The following is a 20,775-nucleotide window of genomic DNA, read 5'->3' on the forward strand; positions in this document are numbered from 1 at the left end:
TTCTGTGGCGGTTCAGCCAGATTACGCCGCCTGCGCGGCAGCGCCCCGGGCGACCGAGGTGAGCGACCGGACGGGTGCGGACGGTGACGACCGTGTGGTGATCCGCCGGGGCTCGTTCACGGGCATGCTCGGGCGCGCATCCCGGTCGATGGAGCGTGCCGGTCCGATCACCGGTCTAACGGCCGGCGACCCAGACGAAGAGCGCCGGTCCGGGGCGCAAGGTGCCGCCCATGTCCTGCCAGGCGGTGGCCGGCGGCGACCATGCCGTCCCGTCCCAACGCTTGTGCTGAAGGCGGCCGTGGACGTCCACGGCCATCAGAGAGACATGATGTCCGCGGTATGCCGCCGCCGTCGGCTCGCCGGCGAACTGGCCCCCCAGATCGGCCCAGGCGGTCTGCGACGGCCCCCAGTTGTGCCCGTCGAACCCCTTCGTCTTCATGCGGCCGTTCTGACCGATGCCGAAAAGGTTCAGCTGGGTGCCGCCGCGTACGACGACCGCCACGGGACCGGCGAGGGTGCCGCCCAGGTCGACCCAGTCCGACAGGGACGGACGCCATGCTGCGCCGTCCCACCACTTGGTGAAGAGACGGCCGGCTGCGTCGACGGCGAAGATGCTGATGTGATTGCCGCCCCAACGGATCATTGACGGGGCGTGGAGGAATTCACCGCCCAGGTCGACCCAGTCCGTCCCGTCGGGCAGCGATCCGTTGCCGGCCGACCAGTTCGCGTACTGGAGGTTGCCGTGCGCACCCAGTACGGCCACGCCGAGCTGTTCCCCCTCGCGTACGAGCGCGGCGGGATCGCTGGTGACTCCCTCGCTCCTGGTCTGCCAGCCGCTCCACTCCTGTCCGGCCCACGCGTTGTGCTGCAGCCGGCCACCGGTGTCGGTGGCGAAGACGTCCAGCCGGTTCCGTCCCCACGCCACCGGGGCCGGCCTGCCCGGGACGGAGCCGCCGAGATCTCCCCAGTCGCTCCAGGCCGAGCCCGACCACGTCCGGTATCGCAGCGTCCGCGCTTCGGTGACCGCCATGATCGTGAGCTCGTCCGGTGCGGACTGGACGCCCACGGCCGGGCCGTGGAAGCCGGTGCCCAACTCGTCCCACCCGGTGGCCGACGGGTTCCATTCCTGCCCGTCGAACCGCTTGACCAGAAGTTTTCCTGCCTCGTCGACCGCCAGGGCATCGAGGGAGAAGCGCACACCCAAGTGGTGCAGGGCGTTGCGGAACAGCATGCTCAGATGGGGATCGGTATGCAGCGCGGCGGCTGTGGCGATCGAGCCGACGGCGAACACCCGCCCGCCGTCCTGCCCCTTGTGGTCCACGATCTCGCTGACGACCGCATTCTGGGCCGGCATCACATTGCCTCGGTAGTCGAAGTAGGTGCCGTCGCTGATCCGCGCGTCGGCCAGGAGCGACGGCGCGAAGCCGACCGGAGGAGCGGGGGTGAAGGGCCCCGGAATCCGCGAGGGCCGGACGTCGTACTCATGGCCCATGCCGGAGGGTTCGCCCAGCGGGCTTCCCGCGCTGACGGGGATCGGCTCCGGATTCCGGAAGAACGGATGCTGCGGATCCTTCACCGTGAACGGTACGAAAGATCCGTCGTAGCCCACGCATTCGAGGCCCGTGAGCATCCAGGCGGGGTGGCCTGCCTCCCGCATGAGCCCTCCACGGCGATGATCGTGCGTGTGGTAGAGCTCTCCGACTTTGGTGCCCGGGCGGCCACCTATGGACTCCGGCAGTTTGCGGCATTCGAGGACTTCCCCGTCCAGGCTCACCCGCCAGTACATCGTGTTGCCGGAGGCCATGACGACTCTGCCGCCGTGGGAGAGGAAGTCCCGCACCGCTTCGTAGGCGGGCGCGGACCAGTATTCGCTGTGTCCGGCGATGACGAGCACGCGGTGGTCGCCGAGCAGGCTCGGGTTCGCGTCGAGATCGCTGTCGGCGCACACGTCGTAGTCGTAGCCGTTCCGCTCGAGCCACACGTGCATGAAGCGCTCGGCGCGGACGAGATGGCTGTAGTCGGGGGCGGCGTACAGCAGGTAGGGGGCGGCGGACGGCCATGGCACCGCCAGGCCGTTCTGGAAGGCCGGCCGACCGGTCTTGTCATCGGTGTACGCACATTTCCGAGGAAAACCGTTGAAGGTGAACGCGCCGTTGTAGGCGAGCCAGGTGTTCGTGTTGCACAGGAGGAGCACCGGAGCGGGAGGTCGGTCCGGGGCCCGTCCGACGACGAACGTCACGTCGTAGCGATCGCCCTCCCCGTGGACGAACCGGCCGACGTAGATCCCCGGTGGAAGGTCGGGGGAAACGACGTACTGATGTGTGACCTGCCAGCCGCAGTCGTAAAGATCTTCCGATGAGAACCGCAGCCCGTGACCTCGTTCGGGATCTGTATCAGGTTCATAGGCCGTGAAGCGGGGAACGGCATCCGCGTCGAATCCGGGGCCGCCGATCATCCACGTGGCCCGATTTATGATCACTCCGTGCCGTCCTCCGGGGCTGACATCGGCGACCTGTGTTCCCCCTTCTTCCGTCAGTGGCCAGCAGCCGGACAACGCGTCGGAGGGAGGCGGCTGCGGCGGGGTCGTTTCGTGTCTCCCGTGGATCTCGTCCTCCTGCAGCGCCCTCCCGTAGATCACCGGCATGGCGAGGTCGCCATCGAGGAAGCTGCCGGTTTCCTGCTCGGTTCCGTAGGCCGCGAGGCGAAGGGGAGCCGAGCCTCCGACCACGGCCGTGGGCAGGCCTTCGGCCTGGAGGTCGAGCTGGCCATCGACCCACAGTCGCGCGGTGCCGTGATCGAAGACCGCTACGAGATGGTGCCATCGCTGCAATGCGAGCACGCTGGTTCCCGACTTGAGCCAGCTTGCATGGAACGTCTCCCCATCGCCGTAGTAGACGCTCACACGCCCGTCGTCACCGAGGAAGAGGCCGAAACCGCAGCGGTCCGGGTAGGTGTATTTGGTGACGAGTCCCTGCCACGCCTCGCGAAGGAAGGGGCGGACCCAGCATTCGAGAGTGAGCGCGGGCAGAGCCGGTTCCCACGGGAGACCTTGCGCGATGTGCACATAGGATCCCGGTCGTATCACCTGGGGTGCGGCGTCCAGGACGGCAGGAAAGGTATGCAGCAGCCAATCCTTCGAAGGGCTGTCGGTGTCCCAGCCCAGGCGCACGATCGAAAGCTCGTACGGTTCTGTGCTGCTGACCCGGAAGTTGACCGTACTTCCGGCAGTCACGCTCTTTTCCGCGTAAGCGTGAAGACCGGCAAGCGTCTCGGCACGGTTGGCCACCGGCACCGACCCGCCGGCATCCAGCCCGGAGGTACCCATGCGCTGTCTCCTTAGCAGGTGCACGGCGGGGCCGCGGTCCCGCCGGTGGGCCCGATCGAGGTGCTTGCCCATGCGGCAAGGACCCCATGGTCAACCCGCGATGACGGACCAGCTGGCGAATGAGGTGCCCAGATCCCTGCGCTTCACATCGCCGGTGGAATCGATTCTGCCCGATGCCACCTTCTTGTCCGTGCCGTCCCGGTAGAAGAAGAGGTGATAGCCGTCGACCGGAACGATGTTCTGCCACGACGTACCCGGGTTGACGTCCTTCACGTGGGTGTATTCACCGTCGGTGCCGAGCTTTCCGGTCCCGGCGAGGAACGAGAGCCCGTCGAAGGTGTAGAAGAGGAGCCAGCGACCGGCAAGGGAGGTGACGAGAGACCATTTTCCGAACTGGCCGGGCGTAAAATCCTTCAGGTGGGCGTAGTTGCCGGCGGCGTCGATCTGGCCGTATGCGGCCAGGGTTCCGGTTTCATCATTCCAGTCGGCGTTGTAGAAGAACATCGCGCCGCCGTCCAGGGAGACGACGCTCGTCCACGATCCGAACTGTCCGGCAGGGAAGTCCTTCAGGTTGGTGTAGTTGCCGGTCGCGTCGATTCGGCCGGTCTTCGCGGTGCCTGTGATGCCGTTGTAGAGGAAGAGTCGGCCACCGTCGACCGGTATGACCGTGTATGATTTTCCGAATTGTGTGGCCGGGAAATCCTTGAGATTGGTGTACTGGCCGACCGCGTCGAGTCTTCCCGTTGCCGCGTTCCCCGTCTCTTCGTCATAGAAGAAAAGCATTCCGCACCCGAGGGGTACGATTTGCCTCCACCCTTTGAATTGCCCCGCAGGGAACGTCTTGAGATGGATGTAATCACCGGCTGCGTCGAGTTTTCCGGAAGCGGCAACCTGAGTGCTGCTGTTGTAGAAGAACATGACATTGCCCCCAGCCCCGAGTGGTCGGTACTCCAAGCACCAGGAAATGCCGAGCCGCCTCGCCGTTTCGGCTCCCGGCCCGTGCGAGGTTCACCTACAATCCATTCGAACGCTCGCACTCGCCTTGCGCAAGCGGGGACTGACGGTCAATTTGGTTTCGCGGGCAAGTAAATACTTGTGGAAATGAATGGGGTGTTGCGTTGCCGGCCACCGCCAGGGCGCGTCAGTGGCTGGTGTCAGGATGCAGGGGTGCTGATCAAGGGATACGACGAGGTTGTCCGAGGTCCGAAGGTGTCGAGGACACGGCCGCCCGCCTCCTGCTGGTCCTGCCCCTCCTTACCGAGTCCGACGTGCCGGCGTCGGCACCGGCGAGGCTCAGCGCCGCCCTGACGTCGGCCGGAGCGCCACAGGACACCGTCCGCAGTACGGCGGAGCATCTGCTCACCCACCTGACGAGAAGACCGCGCCACGATCCCAGTTGGGGATCGCCCCTGAGCGGCAGCTGAAGGACCGGCCGGAGCTCTGAGCGGGTGACCGTGCTGCGGCGCGAGGGGGCGGACGGTGACTGCAGGGGCCGACCGTGGAGTCTTCCGCTTGAGCTCGCGCGCCTGCACGACCTCGCCCCCGCAGGAAGGGCGAGCGGGCCGCACTGCGAACAGCCACGTCCGCACCCGCTCGGAGAGCACCTACGGAGCCCCCTCAGGAGCTGTCCGGCCGATCTTGATGCGTCGCCCCTCACGTCGCTGCGGACTACTATCTCCGCAGTTGAGGGGGAGGGCATGGTAGACGTTTTCGATCTGAGCGGAAGGCCTCCACAGGGGTGGATGCACGCGATCTTCGAGGGTGGACCCTACGGCGAGGACGTCGGCCGGTGCATTCCTGGGCCGCCCGCTCCCGAGATCATTACGGTCCCGCAGCCGGAGGGCGGCGAACACGTGTATCGACTCTGGACAGTCGGCTCGTGGTCCGATCCGCTTGACCCCATCGCCGTCTACAACGACGTCGGGCCGGTACCTGATCCACCGTTGTCGGAGTTGGAGAAGTCCTGGCTCAGGCATCGCACCGGCCAGTAGTTGCGAGCCGATGAACTACTTGCCCGAACGGTTCGGGCCATGGAAAACGGTCTATGAACGCCATCGGCTGTGGTCAGCGGACGGGACCTGGGAGCGTCTGCTCACCCGTTGCGTCCACCGCGGCCTGGACCTGCTGGAGCGGTCCCGCCACTGCACGCCAGTCCGCACCCGGTGCAGAATCCCGTCGGTGAGCCGGCCGACCACGCCATCGGTCGGTCCCGTGGCGGACTGACGACGAAGATCCATCTCGCGTCCGATGCCCATTGCCGACCCCTGGCCCTTATTCTCACCGCCGGACAGGCCGTTGACGCGCCCGCGTTCACGGAGGCGATGGCCCGCCTGCGGGTTCCCCGCCGGCGCGGACATCCCCGCACCAGGCCCGACGTGGTCCTGGCTGACAAGGCGTACTCATCGCGCGCCATCCGGGAGCACCTGCGCAAGCGTGGCATCCGGGCCGTCATTCCTGTCCCCGCAGACCAGGGGGACACCGGCTGCGCCGAGGCAGTCGTGGCGGCAGGCCGCCGGCCTTCGATCGCGAGGCGCACAAACAGCGCAACACCGTCGAACGGTGCATCAACCGATTGAAGCAGTGGCGCGGTATCGCCACCCGCTACGAAAAGACCCCGACCATCTACCTGGCCGGACTCCACATCGCGGGGATCTTCCTCTCGTCCGCGAGATGGGGCCGTCTCTCTGACGAGCCCCCGCACACACGCCAGGTCGCCGGGGGGCAGACTGCGTAGGTGCTGATCAGACGCGAGACCCCCGCCGATCTGGCCGCTGTCCGTGCGGTGACCATCGCCTCCTCCTACAAGCCGCACGAGGAGGAACCTGTGGAGGCGATTCTGCGGCACGCATTGCAAAAGGGAGAAGCCTGGATTCCGGCTCTCGCGCTGGTGGCCGAGAGCGAGAACGGCGCGATCATCGGCCATGCTCTGTGCACCCGGGGCCGAATCGGTACTGCCCGAGTCCCGAACCTCAGCCTCCTCGGTGTTCACTGCGACCACCGCCGTCGCGGCTTCGGAACAGCCCTGGTCCACGCCTCGCTCGCGGCAGCGGACGCCCTCGACGCTCCGATGGTCGTTGTCCTCGGCGACCCCGACTTCTTCGGCCGGTTCGACTTCCGGCCGAGCACTGACTTCGGCATCGTCGGCGAGGAACCAGCCTGGGAGCACCTGTTCCAGATCCGTACCCTGGCCGCCTACGACCCGTCCGTACAAGGCGAATTCATCTACCCCGAGCCCTTCGGCAGCATCTGACTCCGACACGGCAGCGAGGAGGAGTCCGGCCTTGGCCGGTGATCCAAACGAAACGGCCTGGTGCTGACCGGCAGGAACGGCCGCATCCGTTCCCGCTCGGCATCACTCAGATCACCCGCGCCGTGCCCACGTCAACGACATGCGCGTGAAGTAGTCGCGTGATCGGCCGGACACAGCTTCTAGTTGAACGGTTCCAGCGTCATGAACGCCTCCTGCGGGTTGCCGTCGTGCACCAGCGACTCGTGGGCGCCCACGTCGTCGAAGGCGAAGCCGTACGCCTTACCGTCGGCCATCTGTCCGTGGATGATGCGGGAGTAGTGGTTCGTGACGGCGTCACGGTAGAAGTTGGCGTCGTTCGGGTCGGGCTGGGCCGGGTTGGTCAGAAGCGTCGACCGGTTGAAGCCCGCGCACAGAGTGCGGGAGATCGGCCCGCGGACCTGATCGTTCGGTGCGTCCAGCAGCTTGTAGCAGCCGAAGACGCTGTCGGAATCCGGCTTCTGGAAGCTGGTGACCACCGCTCCCGAGCCGTTGGTGAAGTTCATGACGTTGCCCGAGACCCGGCCGTAGTACTTGGTGTTCGGTTGGTTCACGAAGGGCGTCACGGTGAGCGTGGAGGAGCTGTATTTGCTCCAGACCCGGTTGATGTAGTCGTTCATCACGCCGGCGGGGATCCCGCCCGCCTCGATGCCGTGACCGGGCGAGAGCACCCGCAGCGGCGTGCCGTCGGGCCGATTCTGGATCAATCCGCCCCAGCCGGCCGAACGCAGTTGGCTGAAGACGGCGTTGTAGCCGCCCGGCTTGAGCCGTCCCGTGTTCGTGACCGTGCCGTTGGCCGCCTTCACGCCCACGGCGTACGGAGCCGAGAACATGTCGACCTGGGTGCTGTTGATCCACAGCCCGGCATCGTTGAGCGTGTACTCGGACCAGTTGAACAGGATGGTCCGGTTGGGGTCGGACGGGTTCTGCACGGCAGGCTGTACGAGGCCGCCGGTGCTGAGCTTGAAGACGATCTTCTGGCCTATGGAGAAGTAGACGCGTCCGGAGAACTTGGGTATCCGGATCGTCTTGGTCTGCCCGTTGGCCGGACCCGTGATCGATGCGTCGGGCGCGGGGGTGGGCGGATTGCCTCCCACGGGCCAGGGGTGGAATCCGCCGCCGGCGTCGGCCCAGCCCTGCCGGCCGGTCGTCAGCTGCGTGCCCAGGTTGTACACGTACACCGGCTCGCTGCGTCCCGAGCTGTTCTTGATCGTGAGCGGGATGGTCGCCGGTACGGCCTCTGCCGCCGATGTCAGCGGACCGAGAGCCATCAGACCGGCGGCGACCACCAGGGCCGAGAGACCTGATGCAAGCACTTTCGATAAACGGAACACAATGATCCTCCTTGTGGGGGGCACCTGGCAGTGGGGGGAGGTGCGGCGCTCCCTTGCCTATGAGTTGACGGCCGAGAGCGCTCTCAGCCTCGGCCTGCGTTCAACTTCTGTCAATGGACCCGACCACCTCGACACAGCCGGGCGAGCCCTACCGGACCGTCAGAAGGGGGCGGGCGCTCGCGTGAATCGCCGACGACGAGCGAGTACGCGACCAGTGCGCCGCCGTTGCGTTCGAGCCCCCGGGGGAACACGGTCAGGACCGGCTCGGGCCTCGTCCCTCTCTCCGTGAGCCGTACGCATCAGCTCCCGGCCGAGGCATGCGTCCGGCCGACGTTTCCCGAACGGGCGCGGGCCCGGTCGCGGAACCATGCGCACACCCCCACCAGCACCGCCACCCCGACGCCGTACACCGGCAGCCACAGGGTCGTCGTGGCCGCCAGGCACTCGGCAACGGCCTTACGGGCCTGGTCCTCCCGCGCGAACGCCACGGCCGCGCCGTCACTGGCGGCCAGGTTCCCGAGCACGGCCTCCGCCTGGAGGGCCGCGTACCTGCCCACCAGCACGCAGTCGCTGCGCGTGCCCGGCATCGGAAACAGCCAGGCCCGGCGCTGCAGCAGGGGGGCCAGTGCGATCGCCACGCACAGGCCGACGACGAGCGAGTACGCGACCAGGCCGCGCATGTACGGCGAGCGGAGGTCGGGGGTCCACTGCGCCCGCCGCTGAAAGGCGAGCATCACCGCAAGCAGCGTCACCCCGATGAACGTGGCGAACCACTGCCACGAGCCCTGGGCGAGCGCGAACGTCAGCACCGCGGCAAGTCCGATGCCGATGACCCCGGGAGCGGGAATGCCATCGGCTGCCGCGGCGGTGACCGGCCTCGTGGTCACTCGCGCTCTGGGATCACTCACGGGCCTCTCCTGCAGGGCGGGGTGACTCAGCATGCGCCGCGGGACGCCGCGGCCCCGGGTGCCATGCCGTACGCACCCCGTGCCCCGCCCGGATGGCCCGCACACCCGGCCGGCCGCGGGGCGCAGGGCGCCGGAGCCGGCCGGGTCCTGCTCGGCTACGCTCGGCGCGCCACTGACGATCATTGCGCGGTCCGGACACACCGCGTCCGGACCGCCCCTCGGGAGAAGCCGAACCATGAATACGCCACCATCGCCGCCTGGGGCGGAACGTACTGACGGATCGTCCGTCCGGATCGGCGCTCTCGTTCCGCTGACCCGACCCGGCTGGGTCGAGGCAGGCCAGCACCTGCTCGCCGGCCTCCAGCTGGCCGTTCACGAGGTCAACGACGCCGGCGGGATCGGCGGAAGGCCGCTGGAGCTGGTGGTCCGGGACACCGCGGCCGATCCCCAGAGGGCCGCGGCGGCCGTGGACGAGTTGGCTCGCCTGGGCGTCGCTGCTGTGGCGGGTGAGTATCACAGCGTTGTCGCCCGCGCCGCTGCCGCCCGGGCCGACGCCCTCGGCCTGCCGTTCCTCTGTTCGTCAGCGGTTCTCGACGCGCTCACCGAGCAGCCGACGGAATGGGTCGCGCGCCTCGCCCCGGCACAGTCCCACGGCTGGCAGATCTACGCGGACTTCCTCCTCGGCGCGGGGCACAGCCGCATCGCCGTAGCGACCCAGCCGAGTGTCTACTGGGCGTCCGGGGTCCGCATCCTGCGGGAGTACCTCGCTCCGCGCGGCGGCACCGTCGTCGAACTCGACGTGCGCGCCCTCGACCCCGACGCGGTGTGCGACGAGCTCGTCGGCCACCGGGCGACGGCCCTCCTCCTTCTGGTCGGCCACCCGGACCCGGCCGTGCCGATCGTCCGGGCCGTCCGCCGTGACCGGCGCCTCGCCGGGATCCTGATCGGCGCTCCGGCCGGGCAACCGGAGTTCCCGGAATGGGCGGCACTGCTGGGCGGCGACGGCACCGCGATCCCGTTCCTGCGCTACCTTCCGGAACGCCTCGGCCCGCTCGGTGCACGCGTCGGGACGGCCCTCCGCGAGCGGCTGGGCCAGGCACCCTCCTTCGTCGCTTTCGAGGGTTACGACACGGTCCTCGTCCTCGCCGACGTGCTGCGTGCTGACGCCGCGGGCGAGGCGCGCGCCGCCGAGCCCTGGTCGCGTGTGGCGGTCGAAGGCACCCGCGGGCAGATCCGGTTCTCCCGTACGCCGGGCATCAGCGTTCGGCAGTGGACCTGGGCTCCGACCCAGGTCGTCGATCGAGACCCGGCGGAACCCGATCGCTTCCGGATCCTCCACGCCGGCTGAGAGGCACGAAGCGGAGTACGCGTAGCGAGGTGTCCGAGCGGGACCGGCGCACCGCCCATGACGACGATCGCCAATGTGCTGAGGTCAGTAGACCATCCAGGGGCCGCCGAAGAGGGCATCGAGGGCGTACGTCACCCCGAGGCCGACCAGCACGAAGAGGATGAGCCTCAGCACGGTGACGACGGCGAATTGACCCGCGGGATGCCGGAGGAACCGCTGGCGGAGCGGACGCCGAATCGTCATGCCTCCATATTGCCCTGCCGCATCCGAAGCGCCCTAGCCGGCGGTGGCGGGACCGCCGAGGGCCTGTTCCAGGACTTCCAGGACGGTGTTGCCGAACAGCTTGGCCTTGTAGCCGGTCTGCGGAAGCGGACGGCAGCGGCCCTGGACCGTCGCTGCGGCCGTGGCGAGGACGTCGGGGGTGGCCTCGCGGCCGATCAGGGCGGCCTCCACCTCCGTGAGCCGCAGCGGTACGCGCGCCACCCCGCCCGCCGCGACGGCGGCGTGCGTGACGGTGGAGCCGTCGAGCACCAGCCGGGCGGTGGCTTCGACCAGGGGCCATTCGGCGTGGGCCCGGCTGATGGCCCGGTGGCAGGCGGCGCGTTCGCCGGGCAGGGGCGCGGGCAGGTCGACCGCGGTGAGGATACGGTCCGGCCGCAGCAGGTGGTCGGCGTGCGAGAGCCGGTCGCCGTCCCCGTACAAGTCGGCGACAGCGCGGGGGGATTCGCCGTGGACGTGGGCCTCGGCGTCGTAGGTGAGCAGAGCCATCGCAAGGGTGGACGGGTGCGGGGCGACGCACGGGCCGTTGCCGCTGACCACGCCGAAGTGATGGTCGCCCTCGCGCGCGGGGCAGCCGGTGCCGCCCTTCTGGAGGCAGCTGAAGTGAGGATTGCGGAAGTACCAACAGCGGTTGCGCTGCAGCAGATTGCCGCCCACGGTGCCGGCGGCGCGGATCTGCGGAGTGGCCGCGGTTCCGGCCGACAGGGCCAGGGCCGGCCAGCCGGCGCGTACGCGCGGATCGGCGGCCAGCTCGGCGAGGGTGGTCAGGGCGCCGATCCGCAGCCCGCCGCCGGGCAGCGGCGTGCAGCCGCGCAGGTGGCCGGCGCCGCCGAGGTCGGTGAACGGCCCCGGAGAGACGCCGCTGCGCTGCCGGGCGGTGGTGTCGGTGCCACCGGCGCGCAGCTCCCCGCCGCGGGCCTGGACGGCGGCCGAGAGGTCGGTGAGGGCGGTCTCGGTGCTCACGTACCCAGTCCTTCCAGGAGCCGGTCGGGGCGGATGGGCATGTCGTACGGGCGCCGGCCGGTGGCGTCGTGGACCGCGTTGGCCAGGCAGGCCGCGGTGGGCAGGGTCGCGATCTCGCCGAGGCCGACCCCGCCACCGGGCACGTGGTCGAAGCCTTCCTGGTGGAAGTGGACGGTGATCTCGGGGGTGTCCCCGATGCCGGGGATGCGGTAGTCCTCGAGGTTCTCGGTCAGCACCCGCCCGGTGGCCGGGTCGGTGCGCCGCTCCTCGTAGAGGGCGTAGCCGACGCCCTGTACGACGGCGCCCTCGCACTGGCTGCGTGCGAGGCGCTCCTCGTGGATCCGGCCGGCGGCGATGCCGCTCCACACGCTCAGCGGGCGGACGCGGCCGAGCCGGGTGTCCACCTCGACCTCGGCGACCTGCACCGATCCGGTGAAGCCGCGGCCGATCGCGACACCGCCCATGGTGAAGGGGGTCACGAAGCCCCGGCGGTCGCGGGGGCGCCGGCCGGTCACCCGTACGCCGTGCGCTGCGTCCAGCCGGGCGGCCAGGTCACCGCCGCCGAGCGCGTCGCGCAGCCGGGCGGCGGCGTCCGCGGCGGCGGGCACGAGGGAGGGCGTGGTGCGGCTGCCGCCGGAGGTGGGGCCGTGTACGGCATCGCTCCGGCCGACCTCGGCGCGCACCCTGCCCTCCGGCAGGCCGAGCCCCGCGGCGACGGCCCGGCGCAGCACGGTGCGTGAGCCCGTGCCCATGTCCTGCACGGCGCAGCGGGCGACGACGACCCCGTCCTCGACGGTGAGTTCGACCTCGGTGACGGGATCGAGGAAGTACATCCAGTTGGCCGCCGCGACGCCGACGCCCCGGCGGAAGCGGCCGGTGCCGCCGCGGGGGCCCGACCAGACCGGGAGCGCGGCTGCCCGGTCGTACAGGGCGTGCCGCTTGGGGTTGCCGTCCCAGCGGCGGCGCAGGGCGATCGGGTCCTGGCCGAGCCGGTGGGCCATCTCGTCGACGGCCTGCTCCAGGGCCCAGCACATGGTGGGTCCGCCGGGGCCGCGGAACGGGGCGCCCGGCGGGCGGTGGGTGACGGTGTCGAAGTCGCGGAGCCGGCGTGGGGCCTTGCCGTACATGAACCGGGCCAGTGCCGCCACGGTGCCGCCGACCGAGACACCGCCGTCGTTGTCCGCGTCCATGGCCAGGGCGCTCAGTTCGCCGGCCTCGTCCGCGACCATCGCCAGCCGGATCCGGGTGCCGGGCCGGTATCCGCCGTCGGTGAGTTCCTCGTCCCTGTCGAGCACCACCCGCACCGGGGCGCCGTGCAGCCGGGCCAGCTCGGCCGCGGCGACGACGTCGGAGGTCAGTCCCATCTTGCAGCCGAAACCGCCGCCTACGTGGACGGCCCGTGCCACCACCCGTTCGACGGGCACACCGAAGCGTTCGGCGGCGAGCTCGGCCGTGCGCCTCACGGACTGGGTGGAGACCTCCAGGTGGAGGGTGCCGTCGACCCACTCGGCCAGGCAGGCGTGCGGTTCGAGCGGGGTGTGCGTCTGCGCGGCGGTCGTGAACACGCCTTCCACCACCCGCTCGGGGTTCCGGCTGCGGGCCTCGGTGATACGGCGCACGGCCGTGGCGGGGCGTCTGCTCATGGCGGACGGGCCCCGGAGGTTGCCGCGCCAGCGGGCGGGCACCAGCTGCGGGGTCTCGCCGGAACCGGGTGCCCGCTTGCGTGCCGCCTTGTCCGCGTAGACCAGCGGGCCCTCGCCGGTGCGGGCCTGGCGTACGTCCAGGGCCGCCGGCAGCACTTCGTAGTCCACCGTGACGCGCGCGGCCGCCGCCCGTGCGGAGGCCCGGTCCGGCGCCGCGACCGCGGCCACCGGCTGCCCGACGTACCGCACCACGCCGTCCGGGGGCAGCAGCGGTACCAGAGGCAGGTCCCCGGCTTCGAGGGAGCGTACGTGCGCATGCGCGTGCGGCGAGCGGATGATCACCCCTTCCAGCAGTCCCTCGGGGCGCAGGTCCGTGGTGTACCGGGCCGATCCGTCGGTCTTCTGCGGGGCTTCGACGCGCGGGACCGCCGGCGCCTCCCCGCCGGGCGGGGCCGTGTCGTAGTCGCCGGCGCAGGCCGCGGCCACCGCGCTGAAGATCCCCTCGTACGCACCGCACCGGCACAGGTGGCCCGCGAGCGCGTCCGCGATCTGCTCCCGCCCGGGCCGGGTGTGGCCGTGGGCGGCTCGCCACCGCTCGAAGAACGCCGCCGCCTCGACCACGAACCCCGGGGTGCAGTAACCGCACTGGAGGGCGTCCTCGCCGGCGAAGGCTCGCCCGACCGGGTGGCCGGACAGGCCCTCCACGGTCGTCACCTGTCGGCCGGCCAGCGCGACCGCCGGGGTCAGGCAGGAGACCCGGGGGTCGCCGTCGACCTGGATCGTGCAGGCCCCGCACACCCCGCCCGCGCAGACCAGTTTGGTGCCGGTCAGACCCAGCCGGTCCCGCAGCACGTCGACCGCGGCCGGGTCGTCGTCCACGTCCACCGCGTGCCGGGTGCCATTGACCTCGAACTCCACGAGACGTTCTCCTCACCGCGGGGCGGCGTGCCTCGGACCTCGGGCTCGCCTTCACGCTCCTTGATATCCCGCCTGCGGCTCCGGCGCAGTTCGGCGCGCGAACGGCCGGGCCGTGGGTGTCGAGGACCTCTGCGCGCAGGAGCGGACCGGAAAGGGCTTCGTGGGCGTCCGGATCCGGCTCGCCGTTCTCGAAGCGGGCCGTGCCGGTCAGGGGGCGGGAAGCCGGCATGCCGCCCATGCAGCCCTGCAGAGGGGGACGTCCGCCTGCACCGGGGTCGCCGCGTCCTCACGTGCCGGGGGCGGTACGAGGAGCGGTCGGCGCTCAGCGGGAGTCGTCGGGCGTGGCGGTCGCGGCGCGACGGAACTCGGCGTTGATGCGCTGGGCCTCTTCGAGCTGGTCCTCCAGGATCACGATGCGGCAGGCCGCTTCGACCGGGGTGCCCTGGTCGACGAGCTCCCGGGCGCGGGCCGCGATCCGCAGCTGGTAGCGGGAATACCGGCGATGCCCGCCCGGGGAGCGCAACGGTGTGATCAGACGGGCCTCGCCGATGGCACGCAGGAAGCCGGGGGTGGTGCCGAGGAGTTCGGCGGCCCGGCCCATCGTGTAGGCGGGGTAGTCATCGTCGTCCAGCCGGCCGCCGAGCGAGTCATCCGCTGTCATCTGCACCTCTTCTTAGAACGCGTCGAAGGGCCTTGGTGCCGTACGGCACCAAGGCCCTGAAGGGAATTCAACACCATCTGTCGGCCTCAGCGCTGCGCCGACTTCCGTTTCCGCGGTCGCGCCCGGGAGACGGGCGGGAGTGCGGGGATCGCGAATGCCTGACCGGGGACCACCTGCCGTTCGGGGGTCGTGCGGTACCCGGGCGGTGTGTTCCTGCCCGGGCGATCCTGATGGTGTCTGCCTCCTCCACTTCCTCGATCATCGGTATGCCAGAAACCATAGGCACGCCAGTGCCATATGTCTACTGTGACGGAGATAGATTTTCTTTGTTCGATGCTGAGAGATCTTCTCTCGAACAACGCGTGAGGGCCCGACCGGATGTGCCGGTCGGGCCCTCACGTGGTGTGCCTGTGGTGCTGTGCGGTCAGACGGAAACCGATACGGGCTCGGGCTCGCCGAGCATCGCCGAGGCCCGCTGGAACGGGGTGAGGCCGGGCGTGGACATGGGCGTGGCGGGTGCCTGCGGCAGGCCGCGGCACGTGAAGCCGAGCAGGGTCATCGCCCGTACGACCTCCGCGGCGCTGAAGTCGCGGCGGTCCTGGCGGGTGACGACCTGGCCGACCTGCTTGACCGGGTAGTGCCGGCGTCCGATGATCACGGACTCACCGTCGACGGGCTCGGGCTTGACGCCCTTCATCGACTCCAGCACCCCGCTCTTGGTCAGGTCGAAGGGGAATCTGGCGATGACGACGCGCATGATGCCTCACAAGGGGAAGAAGAAGGGTTCACGCTACGGCGTCGGCGGCGGACGGCCGTGCCGGCCTGCGCCGGGCGGCAGCCGCGGCGGGGCGGCGACGGCTGCGCGCGGACGGCCCGCTGCGCTCACGCCGCTCCGCCGCCGGGGCGGTGATGACGACCGGGATGCCGGAGGGGGCCTGGGCGCCGGTGATCCGGCTGAGGGCCTCTTCACCGGAGCGGACCTGGGTGGTCTGCGGGGTGATCCCGGCGGCGGCCATGAGCCGCGCCATGTCGCGGCGCTGGTTCGGGGTGACCAGGGTGACGACGCTGCCGGACTCACCGGCACGGGCGGTACGCCCGCCGCGGTGCAGGTAGTCCTTGTGGTCGGTGGGCGGATCCACGTTGACGACCAGGTCGAGGTTGTCGACGTGGATGCCGCGGGCGGCGACGTTCGTGGCGACGAGCACGCTGACGTGCCCGGTCTTGAACTGCGCCAGGGTGCGCGTGCGCTGCGGCTGCGACTTGCCGCCGTGCAGGGCGGCGGCCCGCACTCCGCTGTTCAGCAGGTGGCTGGTGAGCTGGTCCACGGCGTGCTTGGTGTCCAGGAACATGATGACGCGGCCGTCGCGCGCCGCGATCTCGGTGGTGGCGGCGTGCTTGTCACCGCCGTGCACGTGCAGCACGTGGTGTTCCATCGTGGTCACCGCGCCCGCGGACGGGTCGACGGAGTGGACGACCGGGTCGGTCAGGTAGCGGCGCACCAGCAGGTCGACGTTGCGGTCCAGGGTGGCGGAGAACAGCATCCGCTGGCCTTCGGGGCGCACCTGGTCGAGCAGGGCGGTGACCTGCGGCATGAAGCCCATGTCGGCCATCTGGTCGGCCTCGTCCAGCACGGTGATGCCCACCTGGTTCAGCCGGCAGTCACCGCGTTCGATGAGGTCCTTCAGCCTGCCGGGCGTGGCGACGACGACCTCGGCGCCGCCGCGCAGCGCGCTCGCCTGGCGCCCGATGGGCATCCCGCCGACGACCGTGGCCAGCCGGAGCTTGACCGAGCGGGCGTAGGGGGTGAGGGCGTCGGTGACCTGCTGGGCCAGCTCGCGGGTCGGTACGAGGACCAGTGCGAGCGGCTGACGGGGCTCGGCGCGCTGCCCGGCGGTGCGGGCCAGCAGGGCCAGCCCGAAGGCCAGGGTCTTGCCGGAGCCGGTCCGCCCGCGGCCGAGCACGTCGCGGCCCGCCAGGGAGTTCGGGAGGGTCGCGCCCTGGATCGGGAACGGTACGGTCACGCCCTGCACGGTGAGTGCGGCGAGCAGTTCCGCGGGCATGGCGAGGTCGGCGAAGGCCTCGACGGCGGGCAGCGCGGGGGTGATCGTCTTGGGCAGGGCGAATTCACCCTGCAGCGCGGCGGGCCGGCGGCCGTACCCGCCCGAGCGGCTCGGGCCACTGGAGCGGCTCGGACCACCGGAACGGCTGGGGGCCGAGCCGCCGAAGCGGCCGCCGCTCTTGCCGGATCCGGCTGCGCCGTTGCGCGTACGGGCGAATCGGTCGTTGGTGCGCGTGCGGTTCATGCGGAACCTTCCTCGATACGGCGCATATCAAGGAATTCCCGCGGGCGTGCACTGCGCGGAGAATTGCAAGAAACGGGCCGAATGGAAATGCGAAGCGGACCTGCCCGGCCGGAGTTCCTGGCGGGTACAGGTACGGAAAAAAGGTGACGCCGTCAGGGCGCACAGCCGGCGTATCGGCCGGGGCGTGATCCGCGTACGGAGGACTGCGGATTCCCTGGGCGCCGTCCCCGCAGCCGGCACCGGGTGGGCGGGGCGGGGTGGGGCGGAAAATGCGTGCAGCTGGGGCCCGCACCCCGAAGGATGCGGGCCCCAGCTACGAAGTGCGCGTCAGCGTCAGGCGGGAACGATGTTCTCGGCCGTCGGGCCCTTCTGGCCCTGCGCGATGTCGAAGCTGACCTTCTGGCCCTCAAGCAGCTCGCGGAAGCCCTGGGCGGCGATGTTCGAGTAGTGGGCGAACACGTCGGCGCCGCCACCGTCCTGCTCGATGAAGCCGAAGCCCTTTTCCGCGTTGAACCACTTCACGGTTCCAGTAGCCATGTCATATCTCCTTTGGGGCAGTGCATCGGGTTCCACACTGTGTGGACTCCGTGTCGCCGCAATGATTACCCCGCCCGATAATGACCGGAAAAGTAAAAGTACTCCCAGGGGTGTAGACACCTGCTGGGGGCACTTGAAGTTTTGGGAACCACAACTGCAACTGAGATCGACAGTAGCACGAATCGAGACCCGTGTACGGTGAAACATTTCACTTCGCCCGCTGCAGGAAAAAGCCTCATGGCGTGGTTCGTCTAATTCTCATCGCGCGGACACAGATATTGTTCGGCCTCCGGTCGACGTACGTCCGAGGGGCCCGCCCGGTCATGGGCGCGGTCGTGGGCGCGGCCGTGGGCGCGCGGCTCGCCGTACGGCCGCGACCATCCGTCCTGCGTGTCAGGTGGGTTACGGTCCGTTACCTGATCTCCGCGTAGCGCGGACGTCCGACCAGCTCCCCCGGAGACCACCGTGTCCCAGCTCCCCCGACCCGCACACACCCGGCGACTCCGGGCGGCCGCCGTGGCCGTGGCCTTGCTGGCTCTGCTGCTCGCCCCGGCCGCCGTACCTTCGGCCGCGGCCCCCCGCCTCCCGGCCGGTCCGGGTTCCGCTCCCACCGTGACGGCGGTGGCGCCGGGCGGGACGGCCGCGCTGACCGGGTACGCGATCCGGTCGGCGGCCGAGGTCCCCGACACGGCGGCCGCCGTGTCCACGCCCGGCTATGCGACGACCGGCTGGCACCGGGCCGGGCCCCGCTCCACGGTGCTCGCCGCGCTGGTCGCCGACGGCACGCACCCGGACCCGTTCTACTCCACCGACCAGCAGCGCATCCCGCGCAGTGACTTCGCCGATCCGTGGTGGTACCGCAGCGACTTCACGCTTCCCGACACCTCGGAGCGCACCTCGCTGGACTTCAGCGGGGTGATCTCCGCGGCGGACGTGTACGTCAACGGCCGGCAGGTCGCCTCGGCGGCCGAGGTGGCCGGTGTGTACACGCGCCACGAACTCGACATCACCGATCTGGTGCGGACCGGCACCAATACGGTCGCCTTCCGGATCCAGCCCAACGATCCGCGCAAACACCTCACGCTGGGCTGGCTGGACTGGCTGCAGCCACCGCCCGACGCCAACATGGGCATCGTCCGCGATGTCCTGGTGCGCCGGCGGGGGCCGGTTTCGCTGCACGACGCCCACGTGGTGACCAGCCTGGACGTGCCGTCCCCGGAGGCCGGCCCGGCCGAGCTGACCGTGAAGGCGCGGGTCCGCAACGACTCGCAGGAGGCGGCCACCGCGACCGTCACCGCCGCCATCGGCGGCACCGGGATCGTGCTGCGCGAGGACGTCACCCTGCGCGCCCGGGAGACCCGTACGCTCGTCTTCGCCCCGGACCGCCACCGGCAACTGCGCCTGCAGCGGCCCGCTCTGTGGTGGCCGGCCGGTATGGGGCCCCAGAACCTGTACGGACTCCACCTGACGGCGACGGTGGCCGGCCGCCGCTCGGACGCCGTCCGCCACACTTTCGGCATCCGTGACGTGAAGGCGCCGCTCGACTCCGCCGGCGCCCGCCGGTACACGGTCAACGGCCGCCCCCTCCTGATCCGGGGCGCCGGCTGGTCGGCCGACGAGCTGCTGCGCTGGGACACCACCGCGGCGGAGGACCGGATCAAGGCCGCGCTCGACGCGGGTCTGAACACGCTCCGCCTCGAAGGCCACATCGAGCCGGACGAGTTCTTCGACCTCGCCGACCGGCACGGAATGCTGATGCTGCCCGGCTGGGAGTGCTGCAACAAATGGGAGGGGCCGGTCAACCCCACCGGTACGGGCGAGAAGTGGAATGCCGCCGACCGTCTGACCGCCCGGGCCTCGATGGCCGCCGAGGCCGCCCGGCTTCGCGACCATCCCAGCGTCCTCTCCTTCCTCATCGGCAGCGACTTCGCACCCGATGCCCGGACCGAGCGGGACTACCTCGACGCTCTGCGCGCCGCCGACTGGCCCACCCCGGTGGTTCCGGCCGCCTCCGCCGTCACCACGGCCCTGAGCGGCCCGTCGGGCATGCGGATGACCGGACCCTACGACTGGGTCCCGCCCTCGTACTGGTACGACAAGCGCGAGGGCGGTGCGACGGGCTTCAACTCCGAGACGAGCGCCGGACCCTCGATCCCCACCCTCGACACCCTGCGCCGCACGCTCTCGCCGGCCGAACTCGAAACCCTGTGGAAGTCCCCCGCCGCCCCGCAGTACCACCGCTCCCCCTCCCGCACCTTCAACACGCTGAAGCTGTTCAACGACGCCCTCGCGCACCGCTACGGCGCGCCGCGCAGCCTGCGGGACTACGTGGCCAAGGCCCAGCTCGGCCAGTACGAGAACGTCCGCGCCCAGTTCGAGGCCTACGCCCGCAACGCCACGGACTCCACCGACCCGTCGACGGGACTCGTCTACTGGATGTTCAACAGCGGCTGGACCTCCCTGCACTGGCAGCTCGTCGACCGCTACCTCGACCAGGGCGGTGCCTACTACGGCGCTAAGAAGGCCAACGAGCCGCTGCACATCCAGTACTCCTACGACGACCGGACCGTGGCCGTCGTCAACCGCCGGCCGGGAGCCGTTTCCGGTCTCACCGCCCGGGTCACCCTGTTCGGCACCGACGGGGCCTCCCTCTACGACCACACCGTGCGCGGGCTGCGGGTCGGCGGCGACGGCGCGCGGACCACCGCGGTCACCGTTCCCGCCGTCGTCGCTGCCGCGGACGGGCCGGATTCCACGTACCTCGCCCGGCTCACGCTCACCGACAGCGCCGGCCGCGAGGTCAGCCGCAACGTCTACTGGCTCTCCACCCGCCCCGACGTTCTGGATCACGACGCCGCCGACTGGTACCACACCCCCACGACCACTTACGGCGACCTCACCGGCCTGAACTCCCTCTCAGCCGCCACCGTGACCGCGACCGCCCGCACCACGCGCCACGCCGGCTCGCTCTCCACCACCACGGTCACCGTCCGCAACACCGGCAGCGGGAACACGCCTGCGCTGCTGACCGATCTCCATCTCGTCGACGGCCGGGACGCACCCGTGCTGCCGGTCCGCTGGAACGACAACCAGATCAGTCTCTGGCCCGGTGAGAGTGCCGTCCTGACGGCTCATCACCGGACGGCGGGCCCGGCCGGTACGGCACTCCGGGTCCGGATCTCGGGCTGGAACACTCCCACCAGCCACATCACGCCGAGCTCGCCGTGACCCCGGACGGCCCGCCCGGGGGGCGAGGTCGGCATGACCTCC

At 70.3% G+C, this 20,775-nt stretch carries 15 protein-coding genes and 1 pseudogene; 5 read left to right on the plus strand and 11 right to left on the minus strand.

What is annotated here, in order from left to right:
* Positions 1-175: 175 nt before the first annotated feature.
* Both ACZ4YL_RS19820 and ACZ4YL_RS19825 read right to left on the minus strand, forming a co-directional pair.
* The gene (locus ACZ4YL_RS19820; protein WP_468117933.1) at positions 176-3,292 is read right to left on the minus strand and encodes a N,N-dimethylformamidase beta subunit family domain-containing protein; all 3,117 of its coding nucleotides are present in this window, start codon (positions 3,290-3,292) and stop codon (positions 176-178) included.
* A 123-nt stretch (positions 3,293-3,415) separates the two neighbouring features.
* Entirely contained in the window at positions 3,416-4,243 is an 828-nt protein-coding gene (locus ACZ4YL_RS19825) for a hypothetical protein (protein ID WP_468117935.1), read from the minus strand.
* A 1,083-nt stretch (positions 4,244-5,326) separates the two neighbouring features.
* Between ACZ4YL_RS19825 and ACZ4YL_RS19830 the strand changes: the two genes are divergently transcribed.
* The 3 genes and pseudogenes from ACZ4YL_RS19830 to ACZ4YL_RS19840 all read left to right on the plus strand — a co-directional run bounded on the left by ACZ4YL_RS19830 (position 5,327) and on the right by ACZ4YL_RS19840 (position 6,575).
* Complete coding sequence (locus ACZ4YL_RS19830; RefSeq protein ID WP_468117936.1) at positions 5,327-5,548, plus strand: transposase; 222 nt, start codon at positions 5,327-5,329, stop codon at positions 5,546-5,548.
* Positions 5,488-6,059 (plus strand): annotated as a pseudogene (locus ACZ4YL_RS19835) (IS5 family transposase); the annotation flags it as partial. The gene ACZ4YL_RS19830 and the pseudogene ACZ4YL_RS19835, both read left to right, overlap by 61 nt.
* Positions 6,060-6,575 (plus strand): GNAT family N-acetyltransferase, encoded by a 516-nt coding sequence (locus ACZ4YL_RS19840; protein ID WP_468117938.1) that lies wholly within the window; start codon positions 6,060-6,062, stop codon positions 6,573-6,575. It begins immediately after the preceding pseudogene.
* Between the two features lie 179 nt (positions 6,576-6,754).
* On the opposite strand, the gene ACZ4YL_RS19845 is transcribed toward ACZ4YL_RS19840, so the two are convergent.
* A complete protein-coding gene (locus ACZ4YL_RS19845) occupies positions 6,755-7,882 on the minus strand; it encodes a glycoside hydrolase family 64 protein (protein ID WP_468118196.1) in 1,128 nt (375 codons plus the stop codon).
* Positions 7,883-8,244: 362 nt separating this feature from the next.
* The gene (locus ACZ4YL_RS19850; protein ID WP_468117939.1) at positions 8,245-8,853 is read right to left on the minus strand and encodes a hypothetical protein; all 609 of its coding nucleotides are present in this window, start codon (positions 8,851-8,853) and stop codon (positions 8,245-8,247) included.
* A gap of 235 nt (positions 8,854-9,088) precedes the next feature.
* On the opposite strand from ACZ4YL_RS19850, the gene ACZ4YL_RS19855 reads away from it, so the two are divergent.
* Positions 9,089-10,201, plus strand: a complete 1,113-nt coding sequence (locus tag ACZ4YL_RS19855; protein WP_468117941.1) for an ABC transporter substrate-binding protein — start codon at positions 9,089-9,091, stop codon at positions 10,199-10,201.
* Positions 10,202-10,285: 84 nt separating this feature from the next.
* On the opposite strand, the gene ACZ4YL_RS19860 is transcribed toward ACZ4YL_RS19855, so the two are convergent.
* From ACZ4YL_RS19860 to ACZ4YL_RS19890, 7 genes are all read right to left on the minus strand, one after another.
* A complete protein-coding gene (locus tag ACZ4YL_RS19860; RefSeq protein ID WP_468117942.1) occupies positions 10,286-10,444 on the minus strand; it encodes a hypothetical protein in 159 nt (52 codons plus the stop codon).
* A gap of 33 nt (positions 10,445-10,477) precedes the next feature.
* Positions 10,478-11,443, minus strand: coding sequence for an FAD binding domain-containing protein (locus ACZ4YL_RS19865; RefSeq protein WP_468117943.1), 966 nt, complete (start codon positions 11,441-11,443; stop codon positions 10,478-10,480).
* Positions 11,440-14,004 carry a molybdopterin-dependent oxidoreductase gene (locus tag ACZ4YL_RS19870; RefSeq protein WP_468117945.1) on the minus strand — a complete coding sequence of 855 codons (2,565 nt, stop codon included), beginning with the start codon at positions 14,002-14,004 and terminating at the stop codon, positions 11,440-11,442. The genes ACZ4YL_RS19865 and ACZ4YL_RS19870 overlap by 4 nt, the downstream gene beginning before the upstream one ends.
* A 322-nt stretch (positions 14,005-14,326) precedes the next feature.
* Positions 14,327-14,665, minus strand: coding sequence for a MerR family transcriptional regulator (locus tag ACZ4YL_RS19875; RefSeq protein WP_301374226.1), 339 nt, complete (start codon positions 14,663-14,665; stop codon positions 14,327-14,329).
* A 424-nt stretch (positions 14,666-15,089) separates the two neighbouring features.
* Positions 15,090-15,422 carry an SCO5918 family protein gene (locus ACZ4YL_RS19880; protein ID WP_468117947.1) on the minus strand — a complete coding sequence of 111 codons (333 nt, stop codon included), beginning with the start codon at positions 15,420-15,422 and terminating at the stop codon, positions 15,090-15,092.
* Between the two features lie 28 nt (positions 15,423-15,450).
* On the minus strand, positions 15,451-16,968 hold the full coding sequence (locus tag ACZ4YL_RS19885; protein ID WP_468117949.1) for a DEAD/DEAH box helicase: 1,518 nt from the start codon (positions 16,966-16,968) through the stop codon (positions 15,451-15,453).
* Between the two features lie 333 nt (positions 16,969-17,301).
* Positions 17,302-17,505, minus strand: a complete 204-nt coding sequence (locus ACZ4YL_RS19890; protein WP_004986771.1) for a cold-shock protein — start codon at positions 17,503-17,505, stop codon at positions 17,302-17,304.
* 465 nt (positions 17,506-17,970) lie between these two features.
* Between ACZ4YL_RS19890 and ACZ4YL_RS19895 the strand changes: the two genes are divergently transcribed.
* Positions 17,971-20,733, plus strand: coding sequence for a glycoside hydrolase family 2 protein (locus tag ACZ4YL_RS19895; RefSeq protein WP_468117951.1), 2,763 nt, complete (start codon positions 17,971-17,973; stop codon positions 20,731-20,733).
* Positions 20,734-20,775: the final 42 nt, after the last annotated feature.

Source organism: Streptomyces sp. NPDC030021 (assembly GCF_055574035.1).

Coding starts and splice junctions, on each gene's coding strand:
- ACZ4YL_RS19880 (WP_468117947.1), bottom strand. CDS start 15,422: ATGCGCGTCGTCATCGCCAGATTCCCCTTCGACCTGACCAAGAGCGGG.
- ACZ4YL_RS19860 (WP_468117942.1), bottom strand. CDS start 10,444: ATGACGATTCGGCGTCCGCTCCGCCAGCGGTTCCTCCGGCATCCCGCG.
- ACZ4YL_RS19825 (WP_468117935.1), bottom strand. CDS start 4,243: ATGTTCTTCTACAACAGCAGCACTCAGGTTGCCGCTTCCGGAAAACTC.
- ACZ4YL_RS19875 (WP_301374226.1), bottom strand. CDS start 14,665: ATGACAGCGGATGACTCGCTCGGCGGCCGGCTGGACGACGATGACTAC.
- ACZ4YL_RS19890 (WP_004986771.1), bottom strand. CDS start 17,505: ATGGCTACTGGAACCGTGAAGTGGTTCAACGCGGAAAAGGGCTTCGGC.
- ACZ4YL_RS19845 (WP_468118196.1), bottom strand. CDS start 7,882: ATGGCTCTCGGTCCGCTGACATCGGCGGCAGAGGCCGTACCGGCGACC.
- ACZ4YL_RS19855 (WP_468117941.1), top strand. CDS start 9,089: ATGAATACGCCACCATCGCCGCCTGGGGCGGAACGTACTGACGGATCG.
- ACZ4YL_RS19885 (WP_468117949.1), bottom strand. CDS start 16,968: ATGAACCGCACGCGCACCAACGACCGATTCGCCCGTACGCGCAACGGC.
- ACZ4YL_RS19830 (WP_468117936.1), top strand. CDS start 5,327: ATGAACTACTTGCCCGAACGGTTCGGGCCATGGAAAACGGTCTATGAA.